Genomic DNA, 19,691 nt, shown 5'->3' on the forward strand with positions numbered 1-19,691 from the left:
CCCCCGGGCAGCCGGGGCGAGAAGGATCAGTACTGGCGGTCGGCCAGGACTGCCTTGGCGCCTTCCTGGTCGAACGCCTCGTCCTTCGTGACGATGCGGGGCTCGACGGTGCCGCCCTCCTCGAGGGTCTTGATGATCTCCGCGAGGTCCGGGCCGAGCAGCGGGTTGCACTCGACGATGTAGCTGATCTTGCCCTCGGCGAGGGCGGTCATGCCGTCCTTGACGCCGTCGATCGTGACGACCTTGATGTCCTGACCGGGCACCTTGCCGGCCGCCTCGATCGCCTCGATCGCGCCCAGACCCATGTCGTCGTTGTGCGCGTACACCACGTCGATGTCGGGGTACGCCTGGAGGAAGCCCTCCATGACCGTCTTGCCCTCGGCGCGCGTGAAGTTCCCGGTCTCCGAGGCGATCACCGAGATGTTGTCGTTGCCCTCGATGGCGTCCTCGAAGCCGGTCTTGCGGTCGATCGCGGGTGCGGAGCCCGTGGTGCCCTGCAGCTCGACGACGTTGATGGGCTCGGTGCCGAGGTTCTCGGAGACCCACTCACCGATGCGCTTGCCCTCCTCGACGAAGTCCGACCCGATGAACGTCACGTAGAGCGACGTGTCCTCGCTGTCGACCGCGCGGTCGGTGAGGATGACCGGGATGTCGGCCGCCTTGGCCTCCTCGAGCACGCTGTCCCAGCCGGACTCGACGACCGGCGAGAACGCGATGTAGTCGACGCCCTGGGCGATGTAGGACCGGATCGCCTGGATCTGGTTCTCCTGCTTCTGCTGGGCGTCGGAGAAGCTGAGGTCGAACCCCGCCTCCTCCGTGAGGGCGTCCTGGATCGACTTGGTGTTGGCGGCGCGCCAGCCGCTCTCGGCACCGACCTGGCTGAACCCGACCGAGATGAGGTCGCCCTCGTCGCCGCCGCCGCTGCCTGCGGTCTCCCCGTCACCGGAGTCGCCGCCCGCGCACGCTGCGAGGCCGAGTGCGAGCACCGCGATCCCTGCGGCCATCGACCGCTTCCTGAACATGTTGCTGACCATCTGCTTCTCCTCCTCGAGAAACGCACTCGCTCGCTGGCCCGACCCACGCCGGTCGAGCCGCGTCGTGCATCCGGGGCACCGGGGGCACGAGTCCCGCTGGACCGAGGTCCAGCAGGTGGTTCGCCTGAATGTTAGCGCTCACATTCTGCTCAAGGGCGTCGTTCAAAGGTTGCATTCCGGTCACGCTTCGCCACGCGACGATGTCCGGTTCATCCGCCCGGGTGACCGTGAGGGTGCCGCGCACCGGCGGTGTGGGTCAGGGGGTGCGGCGGCGGAGCGTCGCTGCGCCGACCACCAGGGCGCCGACGATGAAGCCGGCGATCACCGCGACGTCGCCGCGCACGTCGGGCCACGAGCCGCCGGCCGCGAGCCGCTGCATCGCGTCCAGGGCGTAGGTGAGCGGCAGGACGCGGGAGATCCACTCCAGGACGGTCGGCATCTCGTCGCGGGGCATGAGCAGGCCGCACGTGATCAGCTGCGGGAACAGGACCAGCGGCATGAGCTGCACGGCCTGGAACTCCGTGCGCGCGAGCGCCGACGCACCCAGGCCGAGCGCGCACCCGAGCACCGCGTCGAGCACCGCGACGAGGACCACGAGCCCGATCGGGCCGGCGACGTCCATGCCGCACACCCACACCGCGAACCCGACGATCACGAGCGCCTGCACCGTGGCCAGCACGGCGAACGCCAGGGCGTAGCCGACGACGACGTCACCGCGCCCGATCGGCAGCGTCATCAGCCGCTCGAGAGTCCCCGAGGTGCGCTCCCGCAGGGTCGCGACGCTGGTGACCAGGAACATCACGATCATCGGGAACAGTGCGACCAGCAGCGGACCGAACTGGTCCAGCACGGGCGTCCCGTCGAACATCCACGCGATCAGGCCGATCAGCACGCACGGGAGCAGGACGACGAGCGCGATGGTGCGCTTGTCGTGCCGGAGCTGCGTGAGGACCCGACGCGCGGTCGCCGCGGTGAGACCCGCCGTGATCGTGCGCGACGGGACGTCCCGCACCTCTGCCGCTGTCGTGGCGCTCATGCCACCGCTCCTCTCCCGGAGACACCCTCGCCCGCGCTGCCGCCGGTCGCCGCCGCATGACGTCCGGTGGTGACGTCGCCCGCCGCCGCCTCGTCGACGAGGGCGAGGAACGCCGCCTCGGCGTCGGTCGTGCCGGTGCGGGCGAGCAGGTCCGCCAGGGGGCTGTCCGCCAGCACCCCTCCCCCGCGCAGCAGGACGAGGCGGTCGCACCGCGCGGCCTCGTCCATGACGTGGCTCGACACCAGGAGGCTGACCCCCGTCCGGCTCAGGCGGTGGAAGAGGTTCCACAGGTCGCGACGGAGCACGGGGTCGAGGCCGACGGTCGGCTCGTCGAGCACCAGCAGGTCGGGGCGCCCCAGCAGGGCGATCGCCAGCGACACCCGCGAGCGCTCCCCGCCGGACAGCGTCCCGATCGACTGGCCGGCGTGCCCCAGCAGGTCGACGTCGGTGAGCGCCTGGTGGATCGCCGCGGCGTCCACGCCGAGGATCGCGGCCGCGTACCGCAGGTTCTCCGCGACCGTCAGGTCCCCGTACACGCTCGGCGACTGGGTGACGTAGCCGATCCGTCGCCGCAGCGCCGCGGACCCCGCGGGCAGGCCGAGGACGGTGACGGTCCCGCCGTCGACGATCTGCGCCCCGACGATGGCGCGCATGAGGGTCGTCTTCCCGCTGCCGCTCGGGCCGAGGAGCCCGACCACCTGCCCGACCGGCACCGCCAGGTCGAGCGACGGGATGACCGGGACGCCGCCCCGGACGACCCGGAGCCCGGCGATCTCGATCGCACTATTCCCCATGCGAGGAATTCTGCTCCTCCCGTCGGGCGCGACGCAAGCACCCGCTACTGCGTGGACTCCACGATCACCGCGCGCAACCGGTCGACGGCAGCGCGGTCCCCGGTGACCGTGAGGCCGTCCGCCCCGCCGCGACCCCAGAGCCACAGCTCCAGGTCCCACGCCGGGCCGGCGACCGCGGCGGTGACGTCCTGGTCCTCGCCCTCCCAGGGCGCCTCTCCGACGAGCTCCGCGCACTCCTCGTCGTACTCCGTGCCGGTCGTCGGCGACGTGCCGTGGAACCGGCCGAACGCCATGACCCACTGGCGGTCGGCGTCCGTGGCCACCAGCCGGACCCGCTGGCCGTCGGCCGTGAACGACGCCCACGCCGGCAGGCCGCTGACCATCACCCCGAGCATCTCGTCCACCCCGTCGGCCGCGAGCTCGGTCCCCGGGTCGACGACCGGCAGCCCCGCGGTCTGCTCCGCGTCGACCCGGTGCACCAGCGCCTCGTGCGCCTGACGCCGCAGCACCCAGCCGACGGTCCCGCCCGTGGCCGACCAGGACCAGCACGGGTCGTCGGGGTCGTGCGCGGCGAGCGCGCCCAGCAACGCCTGCGTGCGCGTCCGCAGGAACGCGACCAGCTCGTCGTCGGGCCGGCGCTCCGTGTCCTGCGCGTCGTCGGGGCCCGCTGGGGCGTTCCCGACGATCTGCGACCAGAAGTCCTGCACCTCGCCCAGGTGGTACGCGAGGTCGGCGGCGTCCCAGTCCGCGCACGACGGCACCTGCGCCGTGAGCGGCGCCTCCGCGAGGGCGTCGGCGGCCCGCGCCGACTCCTCGGCGATCACACCTGCGTAGTCCATGAGCCGCACGCTAGCGTCCCGACGTGCCCCGCGCCGACCGGGGTGGCTACGGTGACGGGTGCTCACCGAGACCCTCCGCCGGCACGGCCCGGCCCTCGCGCTCGCCGCCCTGCTCGGCACGTCCGGCGTGCTGCACCTGCGGCGGCCCGCTGTCTTCCGGCCGCTCGTCCCGCGCATCCTCGGCGACCCCGACCCGTGGGTGCTCGGCAGCGGCGTCGCGGAGCTCGCGTGCGCCGCCGCGCTGGTGGCACCGCCCACGCGACGGCTCGGCGGCTGGGCCTCGGCCGCGCTCCTGGTCGGTGTCTTCCCGGGGAACGTGACGATGGCCGTCCGGTCCCGGACCGACGCGCGCGGGTGGGCCGGCAAGCCTGCGGTGGCGTGGGGGCGGCTACCCCTCCAGGTGCCGCTGGTCGCCTGGGCCGTCTCGGTGGCGCGCCGGGGCGGCTGACGAGGTCCCGAGCGGCCCGGTCAGGTAGCGGTCGAGCGTGGGGCCGACGAGCGCGACGACCTCCTCGACGGGCATCGACGCGAGCGGCTCCAGCCGCAGGACGTGCCGGGCCAGCAGCACGCCCGCGACCTGCGACGCGACGAGGGACACGCGCAGCTGCTGGTCGGGTGGCGGGAGCAGGGGGGCGACCCGGGCGAAGACCTGCCGGCCGACGTACCCCGACAGCGCGTCGGCCTGCACCTCCCCCGAGGTCATCCCCGCGAACGCCACCCGCAGCGCGACGCCGCCGTCCTGCCCCCAGATCCCGAGCACCGCGGTGAGCAGCCGCTCCCCGAGCCCGTCGACCCCACCGGCGGCCAGCCGCGCGACGAGGACCGCCGGGTCGACGCCGTGCGGCACGATCCCGGCGGCGAACAGGTCGGACTTGGTGCGGAAGTAGTGCCGGACCAGACCAGGGTCCACGTCGGCGCGACGCGCCACCGACCGGATGCTCGCGCCGTCGAAGCCCCGCTCCGCGAACTCGTCGCGGGCGGCCGCCAGGATGGCGCCACGCGTGTCCTCACCGGCGGGGCGCCGACCCCGCCTGCGGGCAGCGGGCCCGACGGCGTCGTCGTCGGCGCCTGCGTCGATGGACATGCGCACAGCGTACGGAGCGCGTTCAGGACTCCGGTGGCGCGGTGCGCTGCGTCGGGACCTCCGTGAGCGTGGACGGCCCACGGTCGGTCGGCCAGTGGAACGTGCGGGTGACGGCGGGGGACGCCGCGACGGCGACGACCGCCATGGCGACGGCAGCGGCGGCCCCGGCGAGCTCGAGGGCGATGGCGGCCATCCCGCCGCTGATGATGACGGTCTGGACGGATCGACGGAGGAACGGGTGCACGGCGGACTCCCTGGACGAGTGTGGGAGCGCCCTGGTCGGGCGCCGAGGCGTGCCGCGCGGGCGCGCGGGGCGCCCGGTCACGCAGGGGAGTCGAGGATCTCGATCTGAGGTGCGACGGCAGGTTCGGCTCCGGGTCCGGCCCGAACGCTGAGCACGCGCAGCTGGGGAGGTTCGAGATCGGCGGGCAGGTCGCCGTCCACGCATGAGCGCGCACCCGACGACGTCCCGGCGCTCGGCGTCGACAGACCGGCTGCCGGCCGGCCCGTCGGACGCGGGTGGTCCGCGGTGCCGCTGCGGACGTGCTCCGCACCGGGCGGGGGCGCGACGACGGGGAGCCGGTCGTCGGGACGCGGTGCGTCGTCGTGCGACGTCCCTGGGTGCCACGGCGAGGACGGCCGGACGGTCGGGACGACCGCTGCGGCGACGGTCGGGCAGGGCAGCGGCGCAGCGACCGCGACGACGGGCGCGCGAGGCGCCGGTGCCATCCCGTGTCGGGGTGAGCCGACCAGGCGAGGCGCGTCGGGCACCGGCGGCAGCGACGCCGTCAGCGCGCCCGCGACGGGGCCCAGCCCGCTGGTCGCCGCCGTCGCCACCTCGGCCACCGGCCCGAGGACCGTCGTGACCGACTCGGCCACGGGCGCGCCGACCTCGACCACGGGTCCGGGCGTCTCGGCCACGGGTGCGACGGACTCCGCGACGGGCGCGACGGGGGTCTCGGTCACCGGGGTGGCGAGGGACTCCACCACCGGCACGACGAACGTCTCGGCCACCGGCGCGGCCGCCTCCGGTACCGGCTCGACCGCGGTCTCGGCCGCCGGGGCGACGGGCTCACCCTCCGCGACCGCCTCGGTGGCCGTCGTGACGGCGCCGCCGTCGGCCCCGGTCGCACCGGAGGCGGCGATGTCGCCGACGAGTCCGGTCAGCGAGGCGGTCGCTGCGGTCGCTGCGGCGTCGGGGTCAGGAGTCGCGTGCGCCGAGGGCGCCGACCACAGCACAGTGAGGACCGCGACGAGCATCCCGAGGCCGACGACGAGCAGCAGGCGCAGCAGCCACCTCGGCCCTGCCACCCCCTGCACGGTCATCGCTGCACTCCCCCGAGTCGCCCGTGTCATGACGTTATGCACACAAGTCGAGAGAGGCAATCACTGCCTCCCGCTCCACCCGTTCGGTGGAACCTGTCCGACCCGTCAGAAGCCCTGCGCGAGCCGGAAGTACACCTGGTTCCAGCGGACCTGGTCGCGGAACCCGCGGCGGGTCGTCGCCTCGTCGATCACCAGGAGCTCGGTGCGAGCGATCTCCGCGAAGTCCTCGAACGCCTCGACGCCGACGGCCGTCGTCAGGACGGTGTGGTGCGCTCCCCCGGCGGTCAGCCACGCCTCGGCGGACGTGCGGAAGTCCGGGCGGGGCTCCCACACGGCGCGGGCGACGGGCAGGTGCGGCAGGTCCGCGGTCGGCGGCACGACGTCGACCACGTTCGCCGTGAGCCGGAACCGGTCGCGCATGTCGGCCAGCGAGACGACCACGCCCACGCCGGCGTCGGCGCTGAACACGAGGCGGACCGGGTCCTCCTTGCCGCCGATGCCCAGCGGGTGGATCTCCAGGGTCGGCTTCGACGTGGTCAGCGTCGGGCAGATCTCGAGCATGTGGGCGCCGAGGATCCGCTCCGAGCCGGGCGTCAGGTCGTAGGTGTAGTCCTCCATCAGCGACGCGCCACCGGGCAGGCCGGCGCCCATCACCTTGGCGGCGCGGACCAGGATCGCGGTCTTCCAGTCGCCCTCGGCACCGAAGCCGTACCCGTCCGCCATGAGCCGCTGCACGGCGAGCCCGGGCAGCTGGCGCAGGTCGCCGAGGTCCTCGAAGTTCGTCGTGAAGGCCCTCGCCCCCAGCGACTCGAGCAGGGTCCGCAGGGCGATCTCCTGGCGGGCGCCGTAGCGCAGGGAGTCGTGCCGGTCGCCGTCCTTGCGCAGCTCGGGGACGACGTCGTACAGCTCCTCGTACTCGGCGACGAGCGCGTCCACGTCGGACTCCGCGACCGCGTCCACGGCCGCCACGAGGTCGTTGACGCCCCACGTGTTCACCGAGACGCCGAACCGCAGCTCGGCCTCCGTCTTGTCCCCCTCGGTCACCGCGACGTTGCGCATGTTGTCGCCGAACCGGGCGAGCCTGAGCTCGTGCGTGGCGGCCCAGCCGGCGCACGCGCGCACCCAGACGTCGATCGACGCCGTGACGGCCGGGTTCGACACGTGCCCCGCCACCGTCTTGCGCGCGGCACCCAGACGCGTGGCGATGTACCCGAACTCCCGGTCGCCGTGCGCGGCCTGGTTGAGGTTCATGAAGTCGAAGTCGATGGAGTCCCACGGCAGCTCGACGTTCGCCTGCGTGTGCAGGTGCAGCAGCGGCGTGCGCAGCGCGTCGAGGCCCGCGATCCACATCTTGGCCGGGGAGAACGTGTGCATCCAGGCGATCACGCCGATGACGGAGTCGTCCGCGTTGGCCTCCAGGGCTGCGCGCCGGATCGCGTCGGAGTCGGTCAGCACCGGCTTCCAGACGACGTTCGCGGGCAGGACGTCCTGCAGCGCGGTGGCGATCTCCTGCGACTGCGTCGCGACCTGGCGCAACGTCTCCTCGCCGTAGAGGCCCTGGCTCCCGGTGAGGAACCAGATCTCGCGGTCGGCGTACGGCTTCATCACTTCGTGTCCTGTCCGTAGACGTTCTGGTAGCGGGCGTAGAGGGAGTCGATGTCGGCCTGCGCGATCGGCACGGTGTCGCCCAGCTGGCGGGCGATGTGCACCGTGCGTGCGACCTCCTCGACCATGACGGCGGCCTTCACGGCGGCCGTGGCGTCCTTGCCGACGGTGAACGGGCCGTGGTTGCGCATGAGCACCGCGGGACTGCGGGAGTCCCTCAGCGTCTCGACGATGCCGCGGCCGATGGAGTCGTCCCCGATGAGCGCGAACGGGCCGATCGGCACGTCGCCGCCGAACTCGTCGGCCATCATCGTCAGCACGCACGGCACGGGCTCGCCGCGCGCGGCCCACGCCGTCGCGTAGGTCGAGTGGGTGTGCACGACGCCGCCGACGTGCGGGAGGTGCCGGTAGACGTAGGCGTGGGCCGCAGTGTCGCTCGACGGGGCGCGGGTGCCGTCGACGAGCGTGCCGTCCAGGTCGCAGACGACCATCGCCTCCGGGGTCAGCTCGTCGTACGTCACGCCCGAGGGCTTGATGACGAACAGGTCGTCGGGACCAGGCTCGGAGCCCACCACGACGCGCTGCGAGACGTTCCCCGCCGTCCACACCACCAGGCCCCAGCGCGGCAGCTCCGCGTGGAGGCGTGCGACGACCTCGCGGGTCCGCTCGATCTCGTCCGTCGTGCTCACAGCGCCTCCACCGCGGCCCGCTCGATCGCCAGCCCGGCGCTGTAACGCTCCAGGTAGGTGTCGAAGCCGCGGACGTCGTCGGGGTCCGGCTCGACCGTCGTCGCGACGGCACCACCGAACACACGGTCCTCCAGGTAGCCGGCCAGGTCCTGGCCGGGTGCCGCCCCCAGGTACGCGGCGAGCACCGCGATCCCCCACGCACCACCCTCGCCCGCCGTGCTGCCGACGGTCACCGGCGCGCCGACGGCCGCGGCGAGCAGCCGCTGCGCCACGCCCTCGGTCCGGAACAGGCCGCCGTGCGCGAACATCGCGTCGAGCTCGACGCCCTCGCCGCGCAGGACCCGCATGCCGAGGCTGAGGGTGCCGAACGCGCTGTACACCTGGGTGCGCATGAAGTTGGCCAGCGTGAGCCGGCTGTCGGGCGTCCGCACGACCAGCGGGCGACCCTCGTCGAGACCCGTGATCGGCTCGCCCGACAGGTAGTTGTAGGCCAGCAGGCCGCCGCCGTCGGCGTCGCCCTCCAGGGCCTCGCGCAGCAGCACCCCGAACACGTCGTCCGCGCTCGCCGTGGTCCCGAGCGCCGCGGCGAACTGGCCGAACACCTCGGCCCACGCGCCGAGCTCGCTGGCGCCGTTGTTGCAGTGCACCATCGCGACCAGGTCGCCCGACGGCGTCGTCACCAGGTCGAGCTCGTGGTGCACGCTGCCGAGCGGCTTCTCCAGCACCACCATCGCGAAGATGCTCGTGCCGACGCTGACGTTGCCGGTGCGCGGCGCGACCGCGTTGGTGGCGACCATCCCCGTTCCCGCGTCACCCTCGGGCGGGCACAGCGGGATGCCCGCCTGCAGGGTGCCCGTCGGGTCGAGCAGCGCGGCACCGGCCTCGGTCAGCCTGCCGGCGTCCTGGCCCGCGAGCAGGATCTCGGGCAGCAGCCTCGCCACGTCCGTGCCGGGGTAGGCGGCGAGCATCCGCTCGTCGTAGGTGTGCGTCGCGGTGTCGATCGGGAACATGCCCGACGCGTCGCCGACGCCCAGCACCTTGCGCCCGGTGAGCCTCCAGTGCACGTACCCGGCGAGCGTGGTGACGAAGGCGATGTCGGGGACGTGCGGTTCCGCGTCGAGCTCCGCCTGGCGCAGGTGCGCGATCGACCAGCGCAGCGGGATGTTGTGGCCGAACAGCCCCGTCAGCTCCGCCGCGGCCGCGCCGGTGGTGGTGTTGCGCCAGGTACGGAACGGGACGAGCAGCTCGTCCGCGGCGTCGAACGCGAGGTAGCCGTGCATCATCGCGGAGATGCCGATGGCTCCGACCGTGGTCGGCCGCACCCCGTGCTGCGCCTCGGCGTCGGCCAGCAGCCCGGCGACGGCGGCCTGCAGGCCGGACCAGACGGCGTCCAGCGAGTACGTCCAGACGCGGTCGACGAACTGGTTCTCCCAGTCGTGGCTGCCGCTCGCCAGCGGGGTGTGCCCGGGGCCGATGAGGACGGCCTTGATCCGGGTGGAGCCCAGCTCGATGCCGATCGCCGTCCGACCGGCGGCGATGGCCTCCCGGGGGTCGGCACCGTGGGGGTCGACCGTCATCACGCGGGCTCCGCTCCGTCCGTCACGGACCGCGGCGGACGCCGGCGGCCGAGACACATGTTAGCGCTAACATCGCCCCCGCGGTCCACCTTCTCGCAGGTACCCGTCAGGTCCAGGACGGCGACGTCGCGGTGCTGGTCAGCCGTGCGAGGCCCGACCGACCCCGGTGAGCGTCGTCAGCAGGAAGACCGAGTCCTCGACCGCGTGCACCGAGTGCCGCTCGTGGGTGAGCACCCACAGGTGACCGGTGCTCGCCTCCACGTCACCCGCAGGCGACTCGACGCGCACCCGCCCTTGCCAGACCTGCAGCGTCGCCGCGTTCGGCGAGTTGTGCTCGCCCAGGCTCGACCCGGCGGTCAGCGCGATCACCGACTGACGCAGCTCGCCGTCGTGGACCACGACCCCGGCCGACCGGCCGTGCGGGTCCGCACGGGCCGCCTCGAGGTGCCGGTCGGCCAGCTCGGCGATGTCGATCATCGGACCTCCAGGTGCGTCGGGGACGACCCGAGCCTAGAGCCCAGCACCGCCGCGACCAGGGTCGGGTCCACCGACGCCGCGAGCCGGGCGAGCGCCCGGGCGCTCGCCGCGTCCGCGGGGTAGAACGACTCGATCACGAGCTCGGCCACCGTGATGTCCAGCGGGGTGCCGAACGTCGCGACCGTCGTGAGGAACGCGAGCGGCTCCCCGCCGATCGTGACCTGCATCGGGATCGCCACCCCGTCGCTCACCCCGGCCATCGCCTCGCCGCCGGGATACGCGCTGAGCTCCGCGAGCAGCCGGGCGAGCTCGGGGTCGCCGGTCGACGCGACCTGCCGGCGCACCCGGTCGAGCGCGTGCGCCCGCCACTCGGCCAGGTTCGCGATGTGCGGCGCCATGCCGCGGGGGTGCATCGCGACCCGGAGCACGTTCACCGGCGCCTCGAGGAGCGCCGGGTCCACGTCCCCGAGCAGCACCGCGACCGCGGCGTTGGCCTCGACCAGGTTCCAGGACCGGTCGACGACCAGCGCCGGGTTGGGGCCGTGCCCGTCGAGGACCACGCGCAGCGCGGCACGCACGGCGTCCATCGACGGGTCGTCCAGCGGCGTGCCGCGGTACTCGGGCGCGAAACCGGCCGCGACCAGCAGGTGGTTGCGCTCGCGCAGCGGCACGTCCAGGTGCGAGCTCAGCCGCAGCACGAGGTCGCGGCTCGGGCTCGACCTGCCCGTCTCGACGTAGCTGAGGTGCCGCGTCGAGACGCCCGTCTGCGACGAGAGCTCGAGCTGGCTGAGGCGTCGACGCACCCGCCACTGGCGCAGCAGCGTCCCGGGTCCTGTGGTCATGGTGCCGACGAGTCTCGCAGGGATCGCGCCTCGGCCACCGCGAACCCGGCGACGACCAGGGCCTGCCCGATCACGTAGACGACCCCGAACGGTGTCGCGGGGACCGTCACGACGAGGACCGCGCTCGCGGCGACCCACGCCCAGTTGGCGACGACGAGCGCGCCGACGGCCCGGCGGCGCAGGGGACGGGCTCGGCTCGTCCACGCGAGGGCGACGACGTAGCCGAGGAGCAGCAGGCCGACCACCCGGAGCACCGGGACGGGCAGGCCGGTGAGCCGGGCGTACAGGTCCGTCGCCGCGAGCAGCCCGACGGCGGCGAGCAGGCCGACGAGCGCGTCGGCCACCAGGACGCGGCGCAGGGTGCGCTCGCTCGTCGGCACGGCGGTCAGGGCAGGGGATGCGGTCATGGTGCTCCTCCTCGGGATCGCGGCGGGTGTCGCACCAGAACCGTCGCGCCCGGCAGGTCATCGTGTCGATGACCTGCGAGGTCATGCTGTGGGTCGTGCGGATCCGATGTCCGCTCGTGCACCCAGCGGAGGTCCCGGGCGATCGGCCTGCAGCGGCGTCGGTCCGGGCTAGGCGCGTCGCACCGAGCTGGCGCGGACCACGAGCTCGGCCGGGATCTGCTGGCGCGCGACGTCCTCCCCGGCGAACGCGGCCTGCAGCGAGCCGACCGCGAGCCGGCCGAGCGCCCCGAAGTCCTGCCGCACGGTGGTCAGCGGCGGTGTGTAGTGCGCGGCGCCGACCTCGTCGTCGAACCCCACGACGGCCACGTCGTCGGGCACCCGCACACCCTTCTCCCAGAACGCGTGCAGCAGGCCGAGCGCGAGCTGGTCGTTGGCCGCGAAGATCGCCCGCGGCAACCCCCCGCGGACCATGCGCAGCCCCAGCTCGTAGCCGTCGGCCGCGTCCCAGCCGGCCTCGATGTGCTCGGGGGCGCCGGGCCCGGACACCTCGCGCCAGCCGGCGAGGCGGTCCTGGGCGTCGAACCAGTCCTGCGGGCCGGCCACGTGCACCACGTCGCCGAACCCCTGGTCGAGCAGGTGCTGGGTGGCGAGCCGGGCGCCGTGGCGCTGGTCGACGCCGACGGCGTGCAGGTGCGGGACGGGCGGGACGTCCGACGCGGACGAGATGAGCACCACCGGGACCGGGGACGCGATCGCGGCGATGGCCTGCGCGACCTCCGTCGTCGGCGCGATGATCGCGATCCCGTCGACGCCCTGCCCGAGGAAGTGCTCCAGCGCCGTGTGCATGCTGTCGCCGTCGAACTGCCGGATGGTCGCCACCGACACGAACCAGCCGACCACGCGCGCGGCCTCCTCGAGCCCCACCAGGGTGCTCGTCGGGCCGTACAGCGCGGTCGCGGGCGTGACCACGCCCAGCGTGCCGGACCGGCGGGTGACCAGCGTGCGGGCGGCGCTGTTGCGGCGGTAGCCCAGCTGGAGGATGGCCTCGGTGACGCGCTCGCGGGTCTCCGGGCGGACGCTCGGGTGGTCGTTGAGCACCCGGGAGACCGTCTGGTGGGAGACGCCGGCGAGCGCGGCGACGTCACTCATGGCGGGTGGGCGCGCGGCGCTGTTCATCATCAGTACTGCTGGCCGAGCTCACGCGACCGGTTGCGGGCCGCCTCGGCCGCGGCGACGACTCCGGCGCGGACGCCGTGGGCGTCGAGCACCTGGACGGCGGCGACCGTGGTCCCGCCCGGGGACGAGACCCGTTCCCGCAGCACGGCGGGGTGGTCCCCCGACTGGGCGGCGAGCGCCGCCGAGCCCTCGACGGTGGCGACGGCGAGCCTCGTCGCGAGGTCCCGGCTGAGGCCGAGCAGGACGCCCGCCTCGGCCATCGCGTCGATCAGGTAGAACGCGTACGCGGGTCCGGACCCGGAGATCGCGGTGACCGCGTCGAGGTCCTTCTCCTCCACCCGGACCACGAGCCCCGTGGCGGCGAGCATCGTCTCGACGAGGACCAGGTGTCCTTCGGTCGCGTGCGTGCCGGGCGCGATCGCGCTCGCGCCCTTGCCGACGACCGCCGGGGTGTTCGGCATGACGCGGACGACGGGCTGCCCGGTGCTCAGCCGCTTCTCGTAGCTGGAGATCGGGAGCCCGGCGGCGACGCTCACGACGAGCTCGCCGCCGCGCAGGGCCTGCTTCACCTCGTCGAGGACGGACGCGACGACGTTCGGCTTCACCGCGAGGAGCACGACGTCGGCGCGGGCGGCCGCCTCGGCGTTCGACGCCCCGGTGCGGACGCCGTACCGGCCGGCCAGCTCGTCGGCGCGCGGGACGTGCCGCTCGGTGACCTCGACCTGCTCCGGCGTCCAGCCCGCCGTCAGCAGCGCGCTGAGCAGCGTCTCCCCCATGACGCCGCCGCCCAGCACCGCGACCTGCGGCCTGCCGCCGGTGGGCTCGTCGGTCATCGTGGTCCTCCCGTCCGTGCCGCCGGAGGGCGACGCCGCGAGCCTACCGACGCGAGAGGGCCGCCGGGGTGAGCGCTCACACGGACGCGCCCACCGCCGGCCGTCAGCCGCCGTCGCGCTGGGTGAACCCGGCCGGCGGGCCGCCTCCCAGGTCGCCGTTCATCACGAAGCCCTCCGGCGGGCCCGGCATCTCGACCTGGTCGCCGCCCAGGCCCGACAGGCCCGTGGTCGCCGACGTGCCGGACTCGATCGGCTCGTCGAGGTCGGCCAGGACCACCTCGTCACCGACGGCCAGACCGTCCGTGATCTCCGTGCGCTCGGCGCCGACCGCGCCGCGCGTCACCGTGACCTCGGTGGGCGTGCCGCCCTCGAGCACCTGGACCGTGGCCGTCGTGCCGTCGACGTGCACGGCCGACGTCGGGACGGTCAGCACCTCGTCGGCGCCTGCGACCGTGATGCGGACCTGCGCCGAGGCGTCGTCGTACAGCCTCTCGTCCGTCGGGTCGACCGCCAGCTCGACCGTGTACGCGGGGTCGGCCGTGGTCGAGGTGTCGAGGACTCCGATGCTGCTGACCGTGCCCGTGAGGGTCGCGTCGGTGCTGGGCGTCGTCACCTGGGCGGTCTGGCCGACCTCCACGATGTCGATCGACGTCAGCGGCACGCTGGTGGTGACCGTGTAGCCGTCCGGGCCGAGGACCGTGACGACCACGGTCGTCGACGACGCCGTGACCGCGTCGCCGGGGGCCAGCGACACCGCCGCGACCGTGCCGGCGATCGGGCTGGTCAGGGTGGCGAACGGGAGGCGGCTCTGGGCGAGCGTGACGTTCGCCTCGGCCAGGTCGATCGCAGCCTGGTCCGCGACGATCGTCGCCGCCGTGACCGTCGTCGTCGTGTCGCCGGAGGGGGACGGCGTGCTCGGCGACGGGGTGTCGGTCGACGGCGAGCTGGTCGACGGGCCGCTGGTGGTCGTCGTCGGGCTCGACGACGACCGCGTCTCCGCCTCCTGGAGCGCCCGCACCGCCTCGTCCAGCGCGGCGGCCAGCGTCAGGAGCGCCTGCTGCTCGGCGTCCGTGGCGGTCTGGGCGTCGAGGGTGCCCGTGAGCGCGGCCTGGCAGTCGGCGAGCGCCTGCTCGACGACGGTCGGGTCCGGCTCCGCTGTGCTCGGCTCGTCAGTGACGGGCGCGCCGGTCGTGTCGGTCGGGTCGGTCGTGTCCGTCGCGTCGGTGGTGTCGGTCGTGTCCGTCGCAGGCGGCTCGGTCGCTGTCGGCGTGGGATCCGGCGTGTCGACGTCGCCCGCGACCACCGCGAGGAACGCCGCGCACGTCGCCTGCGACGCCGACACGCTCTCGCCGCTGGCGTCCAGGGCGTCCGCCGTCAGCCGGTACTGGTCGAGGAGCGCCTGCTGCGCCGCCCGCACCTCGGCGGCCGCGCGCTCGACGGCGGGGTCCGCGGGGTCCGCAGGTGCCGTGGGGTCGTCTGCGGGCTCGTCGGTGTCGGCAGACGTGAGCGACGAGGTCGACGGCGACGGTGTCGGGTCGGACGACGTCTGGGCGTCCAGGTGGTCGCTGAGCTGCTGCTGCGCGGCGGCGAGGTCGGCCTCCGCCCGCTCGACGGCGCCCTGCAGAGCCTCGGTGTCGAGCGTGGCCAGCACGTCACCCGCGCCGACGACCTGCCCGACGGTCACGCGCACGTCGGCCACGGTGCCGTCGACGGAGAACGACGCGTCGCGCCGGTTGGCCGACGCGATCGTCCCGACCGTGTCGACGACCTGCTCGACGCTCGCCCGCTCGGCCGTGGCCGTGCGGTACCGGCCGTCGTCGGAGCCGCCGACGGCGAGGGCGACCCCACCGCCGGCGGCCACGAGGACCACGGCACCGGCGGCGCCGAGGGCGACCATACGGCGCCGCCGGGTCCGCCGCCGGCGGGCGAGGGACGGGCTCGCTGTCTGCTCAGGCATCGGTGCCGCCCTGCGTCGCGTCCTGCGTGTCCTCCTGCGGGACGCCGTCCGGACCGCCGCCGCCCGGGCCGCCGGGGCCGCCGAAGCGCTGGAGCATGCCGCCGGTGCACTCGCCGTCGGTCGGCGCGGACACCGTGATGCTCGTCGCGGTCACCTTGCCGCTGTCGTCGGCCTCGCCGCGGGCGCTCGCGCACTGCCCGACGACGATCGCGGAGGCGTCGGCAGCCACGGTCTTCGTGTACGCGGTCGCGTCGGTGACCGTGACCGTGCGGGTCGTCGTCTCGTCGTCGGGCCCGGTGCTCTCGACGGTCAGGGTGCTGCCGTCGACCGCGGTGACCGTGCCGACCGCGCCCCCGCCGAACGACCGCAGGCCGGTCGGGGGCCCCGAGGGGCGCTCGCCCTCCGGCATGGCCGGCAGGTCCGTCGGCGCTCCGTCGGGCCGGTCCCCGCCGAAGGGGGGTCCGGCGCCCAGGCCGCCGGCGCAGGTGCCGTCGTCGGCCGGCTCGGTGAGCGCGACGCTCGTCGCCTCCACGGGAGCGTCGGCGTCGTCCTCGGTCGCGCTCGTCGTGCCGGCCGACACCGCCACGACGCACGCACCGACCGTGACGTCGCCGAGCGTGCCGTCCACGGTCGCGGAGAACGTCGTGGCATCGGTCCAGGTCACCGCGGTCTGCGCGTCGGCCGACCGGACCTGCACCACCGCGCCGGTGACGGACGCGATCTCCCCCGAGACGCCACCGCCACGGCGCTGCGGTCCGTCGTCCTGCCGGGTGACGGCTGTCGGGTCGTCGTCGGGTGCTGCGGCGGACGAGGGCGAGCCCGTGCAGCCGGCGAGCACGAGGACCGTGGCCGCGGCGAGCGCGGGAAGCAGACGCTGGGTGAGGGTGGGCATGGGAAGACTCCTTGCTGAGAGGGGCTACTCCGCGCGCAGCGCGTCGATGGGGGCCAGCCGCGCGGCGCGCGTGGCGGGGTAGACGCCGAACACCAGGCCGATGCCGACGGCGACGACGACGGATCCGGCGACGGCCGCACCCGACACGACGACCGACGTGTCGAGCAGGCCGGGCAGGACCTGCGCGGCGACGATCCCGAGCGCGGCACCGAGCACCCCGCCCGCGAGGCCGAGCACGGCCGCCTCGACCAGGAACTGCCGGCGGATCGCCCACGGCGGGGCGCCGAGCGCCTTGCGCAGACCGATCTCCCGCGTCCGTTCGGTCACCGAGACGAGCATGATGTTCATGACCCCGATGCCCCCGACCAGCAGCGACAGGGCCGCGATGCCGGTGAGCAGGACGGTCAGGGTCTTGTAGACGGCGGTCGCCGTGGACACCAGGGCGTCCTGGCTCTTGATCGTGAAGTCGGCGCTGGCGGCGTCGGTGATGCCGTGCAGGTTGAGCAGCACGGCCTGCGCCTCCTGGTAGGCGGCGCCCAGCTGGTCCGCCGACGCGGCCTGCACGTAGATCGTCGAGACGGCGGTGCGGTCCTGGCCGCCGACGATCGTGTCGGCCGCGGTCGACATCGGGATGACCGCGAGGTCGTCGAGGTCGCTCTCCCCGGACGCACCCTCGGCCTCCAGGACGCCGACGACCCGCAGGTCGGTGTCGCCGATGGTCACGGTCTGGCCCACCACACGGGTGGAACCGAAGAGCTCCTCGGCCGTCGACGGCCCCAGAACGACGACGGCCGCGCGGGACGCCTCGTCGTCGGCCGTGAAGAACTCGCCGGACGCGAGAGTGCGGCCGCGGACGTCGAGCCAGTCCGCGCTCGTGCCGACGACGCTCGTCGTCCAGTTGGTGTCGTTGGCCTCCAGCGACGCGGACGACGTCTTCTCGGCGGCGACCTTGCCGATGTCCGGCGCGTTCACCGACGAGTCGAGCGCGTCGGCGTCGGCGGTGGTCAGCGTCGTGCGGGACCCGAACCCGCCGCGGACCCCCTCCACGCTCGTGCTGCTGCCCGGCCGGATGATGAGCAGGTCGCTGCCCAACGCGCTGATCTGCGCGCTGACGTCCTTCTGCGTGCCGAGCCCGAGCCCGACCGTGAGGATTACGGCCGCGATGCCGATGAGGATGCCGAGAACGGTGAGGATCGACCGCATCGTGTGCGTGGTGACCGCCGACCAGCCGGTGCGCAGCGTCTCCGTCCACGTCATCGGGCACCGTCCGACACGATCAAGCCGTCGTGCACCCGCACGACGCGGTCCGCGCGGGCGGCGACGTCGGCCTCGTGCGTGATGAGGACTATCGTGCGGCCCTGTCCGTGCAGCTCGTCGAACAGGTCCAGCACGTCCCTGGTCGACGTCGAGTCGAGGTTGCCCGTCGGCTCGTCGGCCAGGAGCAGCGCGGGTTCGCCGACGAGGGCCCGCGCGACGGCGACGCGCTGCTGCTGCCCGCCGGACAGCTCGCCGGGCCGGTTGTCGAGGCGGTCGGCCAGTCCGACGCGCTCGAGCGCCGCCGAGGCCCGGACCCGGCGTTCCGTCGAGGGCACTCGTCCGTAGACCAGCGGGAGCTCGACGTTGCGCCACGCCGACAACGACGGCAGCAGGTGGAACTGCTGGAACACGAACCCGATGCGCCGGTTGCGGATGTCGGCGAGGTCGATCTCGTCGAGCTCCCCGACGTCCTCGCCGGCCAGGTGGTACGTGCCCCGGGTGACGGTGTCCAGGCACCCGAGGATGTTCATCAGCGTCGACTTGCCCGAGCCCGACGGGCCCATCACCGCGACGTACTCGCCGGGCTCGATCCGCAGGTCGACGCCGCGCAGGGCCTCGAACTCGATGCTGCCGGACGTGTAGGTCTTGGTGACGCCGACGAGGTCGATGACGGCGTCGGTGCGCCGCTCGACGCGCGGCAGGGTGAGCTCAGCCATCGGCCGGACCGCCCTGCCGGAGCTGCGGGCCGCCACCGGGGCCGCCCTCGAACACCATCCCGCCGCCGGGCAGCTCCGGCACCTGCCGGCCGGAGCCACCGGTGCCCGGCGTGAACACCGCGAGCACCACCTCGTCACCCTCGGCCAGCCCGTCGACGATCTCCGTGACGTTCCCGGACGTCTCCCCGGTCGTCACAGGGACGTCGACGAGCTCGCCGTCCTCCCCCGTCTGCTGCACGGTCGTCGTGCCGTCCTCCGCCGTCGTGACGGCGAGGCTCGGCACGGTCAGCACGTCGGTGCGGCGCTCGTAGACCAGCTCGACCTCGGCGGCGACGCCGTCGTGCAGGCCGTCCTGGTCCCCGGTGATCGCGACGGTCACGGGGTAGGCAGCGACGCCTGTGTCACCGGTGGACAGCAGCCCGATCTCGCTGACCGTGCCGAAGACCGGCTCCGTCGCCTCGTCGAGCGTCACCTCCGCCTGGTCGCCCACCTCGATCAGCGCGACGTCCGCGTCGGAGACCGTGACGACGACCTCCCACGCGTCGGTGCCGACGATGGTGAACGGCGCCTCGGCGTCCGCGGTGGGCCCGTCGCCGCCGCCGACCGCGTCGCCGACCTCGAGGTTCACTGCCGTGAGCAGCCCGGCGACCGGTGCCGTCAGGGTGGCGTCGTCCATCGCGGCCTGCGCGGTGTCCACCCCCGACTGCGCGACGTCGACCTGCGCCTGCGCCGCGGCGACCTGCGCGGTGCCGGACGCGTCGGCCAGCGTCGCCCGGGCGTCGGCGAGGTTCGCCTTCGCCTGGAGCAGGTCCGCGGTCAGCTGCAGGGTGTCGACCGTGGCCAGCGTCTGCCCGGCCGTGACCGTCTGCCCGACAGCCACCGGGACGGCCGTGACCGTCCCGCTGACCGCGAAGCTCACGTCCTGCTGCACCGACGGGGTCAGCGTCCCGCTGCCGCCGACCGACTTCTGCATCGTCGTCAGGCTCGCCGCGACCGTCCTGGTGACCGGGTCCGTCGCCGCCGCCGACGCGTCCCTGATCCCGAACCACCAGATCCCCGCGGCGACGAGCGCGACGAGGACCACGGCGCAGACCGTCCTCGTCAGCGGCGTCGTCCGCCTCCATACGTGCTGCATGCCCGTCCCTCACGT

Annotated in this window: 21 protein-coding genes; 1 reads left to right on the forward strand and 20 read right to left on the reverse strand. The window is 74.1% G+C overall.

What is annotated here, in order from left to right:
- Nucleotides 1–26: 26 nt before the first annotated feature.
- From CTE05_RS01680 to CTE05_RS01695, 4 genes are all read right to left on the reverse strand, one after another.
- A complete protein-coding gene (locus CTE05_RS01680; protein ID WP_146844360.1) occupies nt 27–1,034 on the reverse strand; it encodes an ABC transporter substrate-binding protein in 1,008 nt (335 codons plus the stop codon).
- A 256-nt stretch (nt 1,035–1,290) separates the two neighbouring features.
- A complete protein-coding gene (locus tag CTE05_RS01685) occupies nt 1,291–2,070 on the reverse strand; it encodes an ABC transporter permease (protein WP_146844361.1) in 780 nt (259 codons plus the stop codon).
- The gene (locus tag CTE05_RS01690; protein WP_146844362.1) at nt 2,067–2,864 is read right to left on the reverse strand and encodes an ABC transporter ATP-binding protein; all 798 of its coding nucleotides are present in this window, start codon (nt 2,862–2,864) and stop codon (nt 2,067–2,069) included. The genes CTE05_RS01685 and CTE05_RS01690 overlap by 4 nt, the downstream gene beginning before the upstream one ends.
- A 44-nt stretch (nt 2,865–2,908) precedes the next feature.
- Nucleotides 2,909–3,703, reverse strand: a complete 795-nt coding sequence (locus tag CTE05_RS01695; protein ID WP_186814692.1) for a maleylpyruvate isomerase N-terminal domain-containing protein — start codon at nt 3,701–3,703, stop codon at nt 2,909–2,911.
- Nucleotides 3,704–3,761: 58 nt separating this feature from the next.
- On the opposite strand from CTE05_RS01695, the gene CTE05_RS01700 reads away from it, so the two are divergent.
- The gene (locus CTE05_RS01700) at nt 3,762–4,151 is read left to right on the forward strand and encodes a DoxX family protein (protein ID WP_146844364.1); all 390 of its coding nucleotides are present in this window, start codon (nt 3,762–3,764) and stop codon (nt 4,149–4,151) included.
- Here the strand turns inward: CTE05_RS01700 and CTE05_RS01705 are convergent.
- From CTE05_RS01705 to CTE05_RS01780, 16 genes are all read right to left on the reverse strand, one after another.
- Nucleotides 4,092–4,787, reverse strand: a complete 696-nt coding sequence (locus CTE05_RS01705) for a TetR/AcrR family transcriptional regulator (RefSeq protein ID WP_146844365.1) — start codon at nt 4,785–4,787, stop codon at nt 4,092–4,094. The two genes, CTE05_RS01700 and CTE05_RS01705, sit on opposite strands and share 60 nt — an antisense overlap.
- Nucleotides 4,788–4,809: 22 nt before the next feature.
- Nucleotides 4,810–5,031: a hypothetical protein gene (locus CTE05_RS01710; protein WP_146844366.1), complete on the reverse strand. Its 222-nt coding sequence runs from the start codon at nt 5,029–5,031 to the stop codon at nt 4,810–4,812.
- Nucleotides 5,032–5,108: 77 nt separating this feature from the next.
- The gene (locus CTE05_RS01715) at nt 5,109–6,113 is read right to left on the reverse strand and encodes a hypothetical protein (RefSeq protein ID WP_146844367.1); all 1,005 of its coding nucleotides are present in this window, start codon (nt 6,111–6,113) and stop codon (nt 5,109–5,111) included.
- Between the two features lie 105 nt (nt 6,114–6,218).
- Nucleotides 6,219–7,718: an L-arabinose isomerase gene (gene araA / locus CTE05_RS01720; RefSeq protein WP_186814693.1), complete on the reverse strand. Its 1,500-nt coding sequence runs from the start codon at nt 7,716–7,718 to the stop codon at nt 6,219–6,221.
- Nucleotides 7,718–8,407 carry an L-ribulose-5-phosphate 4-epimerase gene (locus CTE05_RS01725; RefSeq protein ID WP_146844369.1) on the reverse strand — a complete coding sequence of 230 codons (690 nt, stop codon included), beginning with the start codon at nt 8,405–8,407 and terminating at the stop codon, nt 7,718–7,720. The genes araA and CTE05_RS01725 overlap by 1 nt, the downstream gene beginning before the upstream one ends.
- Nucleotides 8,404–9,984 (reverse strand): xylulokinase, encoded by a 1,581-nt coding sequence (locus CTE05_RS01730; protein ID WP_146844370.1) that lies wholly within the window; start codon nt 9,982–9,984, stop codon nt 8,404–8,406. Before CTE05_RS01730 ends, CTE05_RS01725 begins: the two co-directional genes overlap by 4 nt.
- 138 nt (nt 9,985–10,122) lie before the next feature.
- Nucleotides 10,123–10,461: a cupin domain-containing protein gene (locus CTE05_RS01735; RefSeq protein ID WP_146844371.1), complete on the reverse strand. Its 339-nt coding sequence runs from the start codon at nt 10,459–10,461 to the stop codon at nt 10,123–10,125.
- A complete protein-coding gene (locus CTE05_RS01740) occupies nt 10,458–11,303 on the reverse strand; it encodes a helix-turn-helix transcriptional regulator (RefSeq protein ID WP_146844372.1) in 846 nt (281 codons plus the stop codon). The genes CTE05_RS01735 and CTE05_RS01740 overlap by 4 nt, the downstream gene beginning before the upstream one ends.
- Nucleotides 11,300–11,710 carry a hypothetical protein gene (locus CTE05_RS01745; RefSeq protein ID WP_146844373.1) on the reverse strand — a complete coding sequence of 137 codons (411 nt, stop codon included), beginning with the start codon at nt 11,708–11,710 and terminating at the stop codon, nt 11,300–11,302. The genes CTE05_RS01740 and CTE05_RS01745 overlap by 4 nt, the downstream gene beginning before the upstream one ends.
- A gap of 168 nt (nt 11,711–11,878) precedes the next feature.
- Nucleotides 11,879–12,889 (reverse strand): LacI family DNA-binding transcriptional regulator, encoded by a 1,011-nt coding sequence (locus tag CTE05_RS01750; RefSeq protein ID WP_246123189.1) that lies wholly within the window; start codon nt 12,887–12,889, stop codon nt 11,879–11,881.
- On the reverse strand, nt 12,889–13,719 hold the full coding sequence (gene proC / locus CTE05_RS01755; RefSeq protein WP_146844374.1) for a pyrroline-5-carboxylate reductase: 831 nt from the start codon (nt 13,717–13,719) through the stop codon (nt 12,889–12,891). Before proC ends, CTE05_RS01750 begins: the two co-directional genes overlap by 1 nt.
- 103 nt (nt 13,720–13,822) lie before the next feature.
- Complete coding sequence (locus tag CTE05_RS01760; RefSeq protein ID WP_146844375.1) at nt 13,823–15,676, reverse strand: HlyD family efflux transporter periplasmic adaptor subunit; 1,854 nt, start codon at nt 15,674–15,676, stop codon at nt 13,823–13,825.
- Nucleotides 15,669–16,568 (reverse strand): DUF5666 domain-containing protein, encoded by a 900-nt coding sequence (locus CTE05_RS01765; protein WP_146844376.1) that lies wholly within the window; start codon nt 16,566–16,568, stop codon nt 15,669–15,671. Before CTE05_RS01765 ends, CTE05_RS01760 begins: the two co-directional genes overlap by 8 nt.
- Before the next feature lie 24 nt (nt 16,569–16,592).
- Nucleotides 16,593–17,825 carry an ABC transporter permease gene (locus tag CTE05_RS01770; protein WP_146844377.1) on the reverse strand — a complete coding sequence of 411 codons (1,233 nt, stop codon included), beginning with the start codon at nt 17,823–17,825 and terminating at the stop codon, nt 16,593–16,595.
- Nucleotides 17,822–18,541 (reverse strand): ABC transporter ATP-binding protein, encoded by a 720-nt coding sequence (locus CTE05_RS01775; protein WP_146844378.1) that lies wholly within the window; start codon nt 18,539–18,541, stop codon nt 17,822–17,824. The genes CTE05_RS01770 and CTE05_RS01775 overlap by 4 nt, the downstream gene beginning before the upstream one ends.
- The gene (locus CTE05_RS01780; protein ID WP_146844379.1) at nt 18,534–19,676 is read right to left on the reverse strand and encodes an efflux RND transporter periplasmic adaptor subunit; all 1,143 of its coding nucleotides are present in this window, start codon (nt 19,674–19,676) and stop codon (nt 18,534–18,536) included. Before CTE05_RS01780 ends, CTE05_RS01775 begins: the two co-directional genes overlap by 8 nt.
- Nucleotides 19,677–19,691: the final 15 nt, after the last annotated feature.

The organism is Cellulomonas terrae, assembly GCF_007990265.1.
Lineage (GTDB): Bacteria > Actinomycetota > Actinomycetes > Actinomycetales > Cellulomonadaceae > Cellulomonas > Cellulomonas terrae.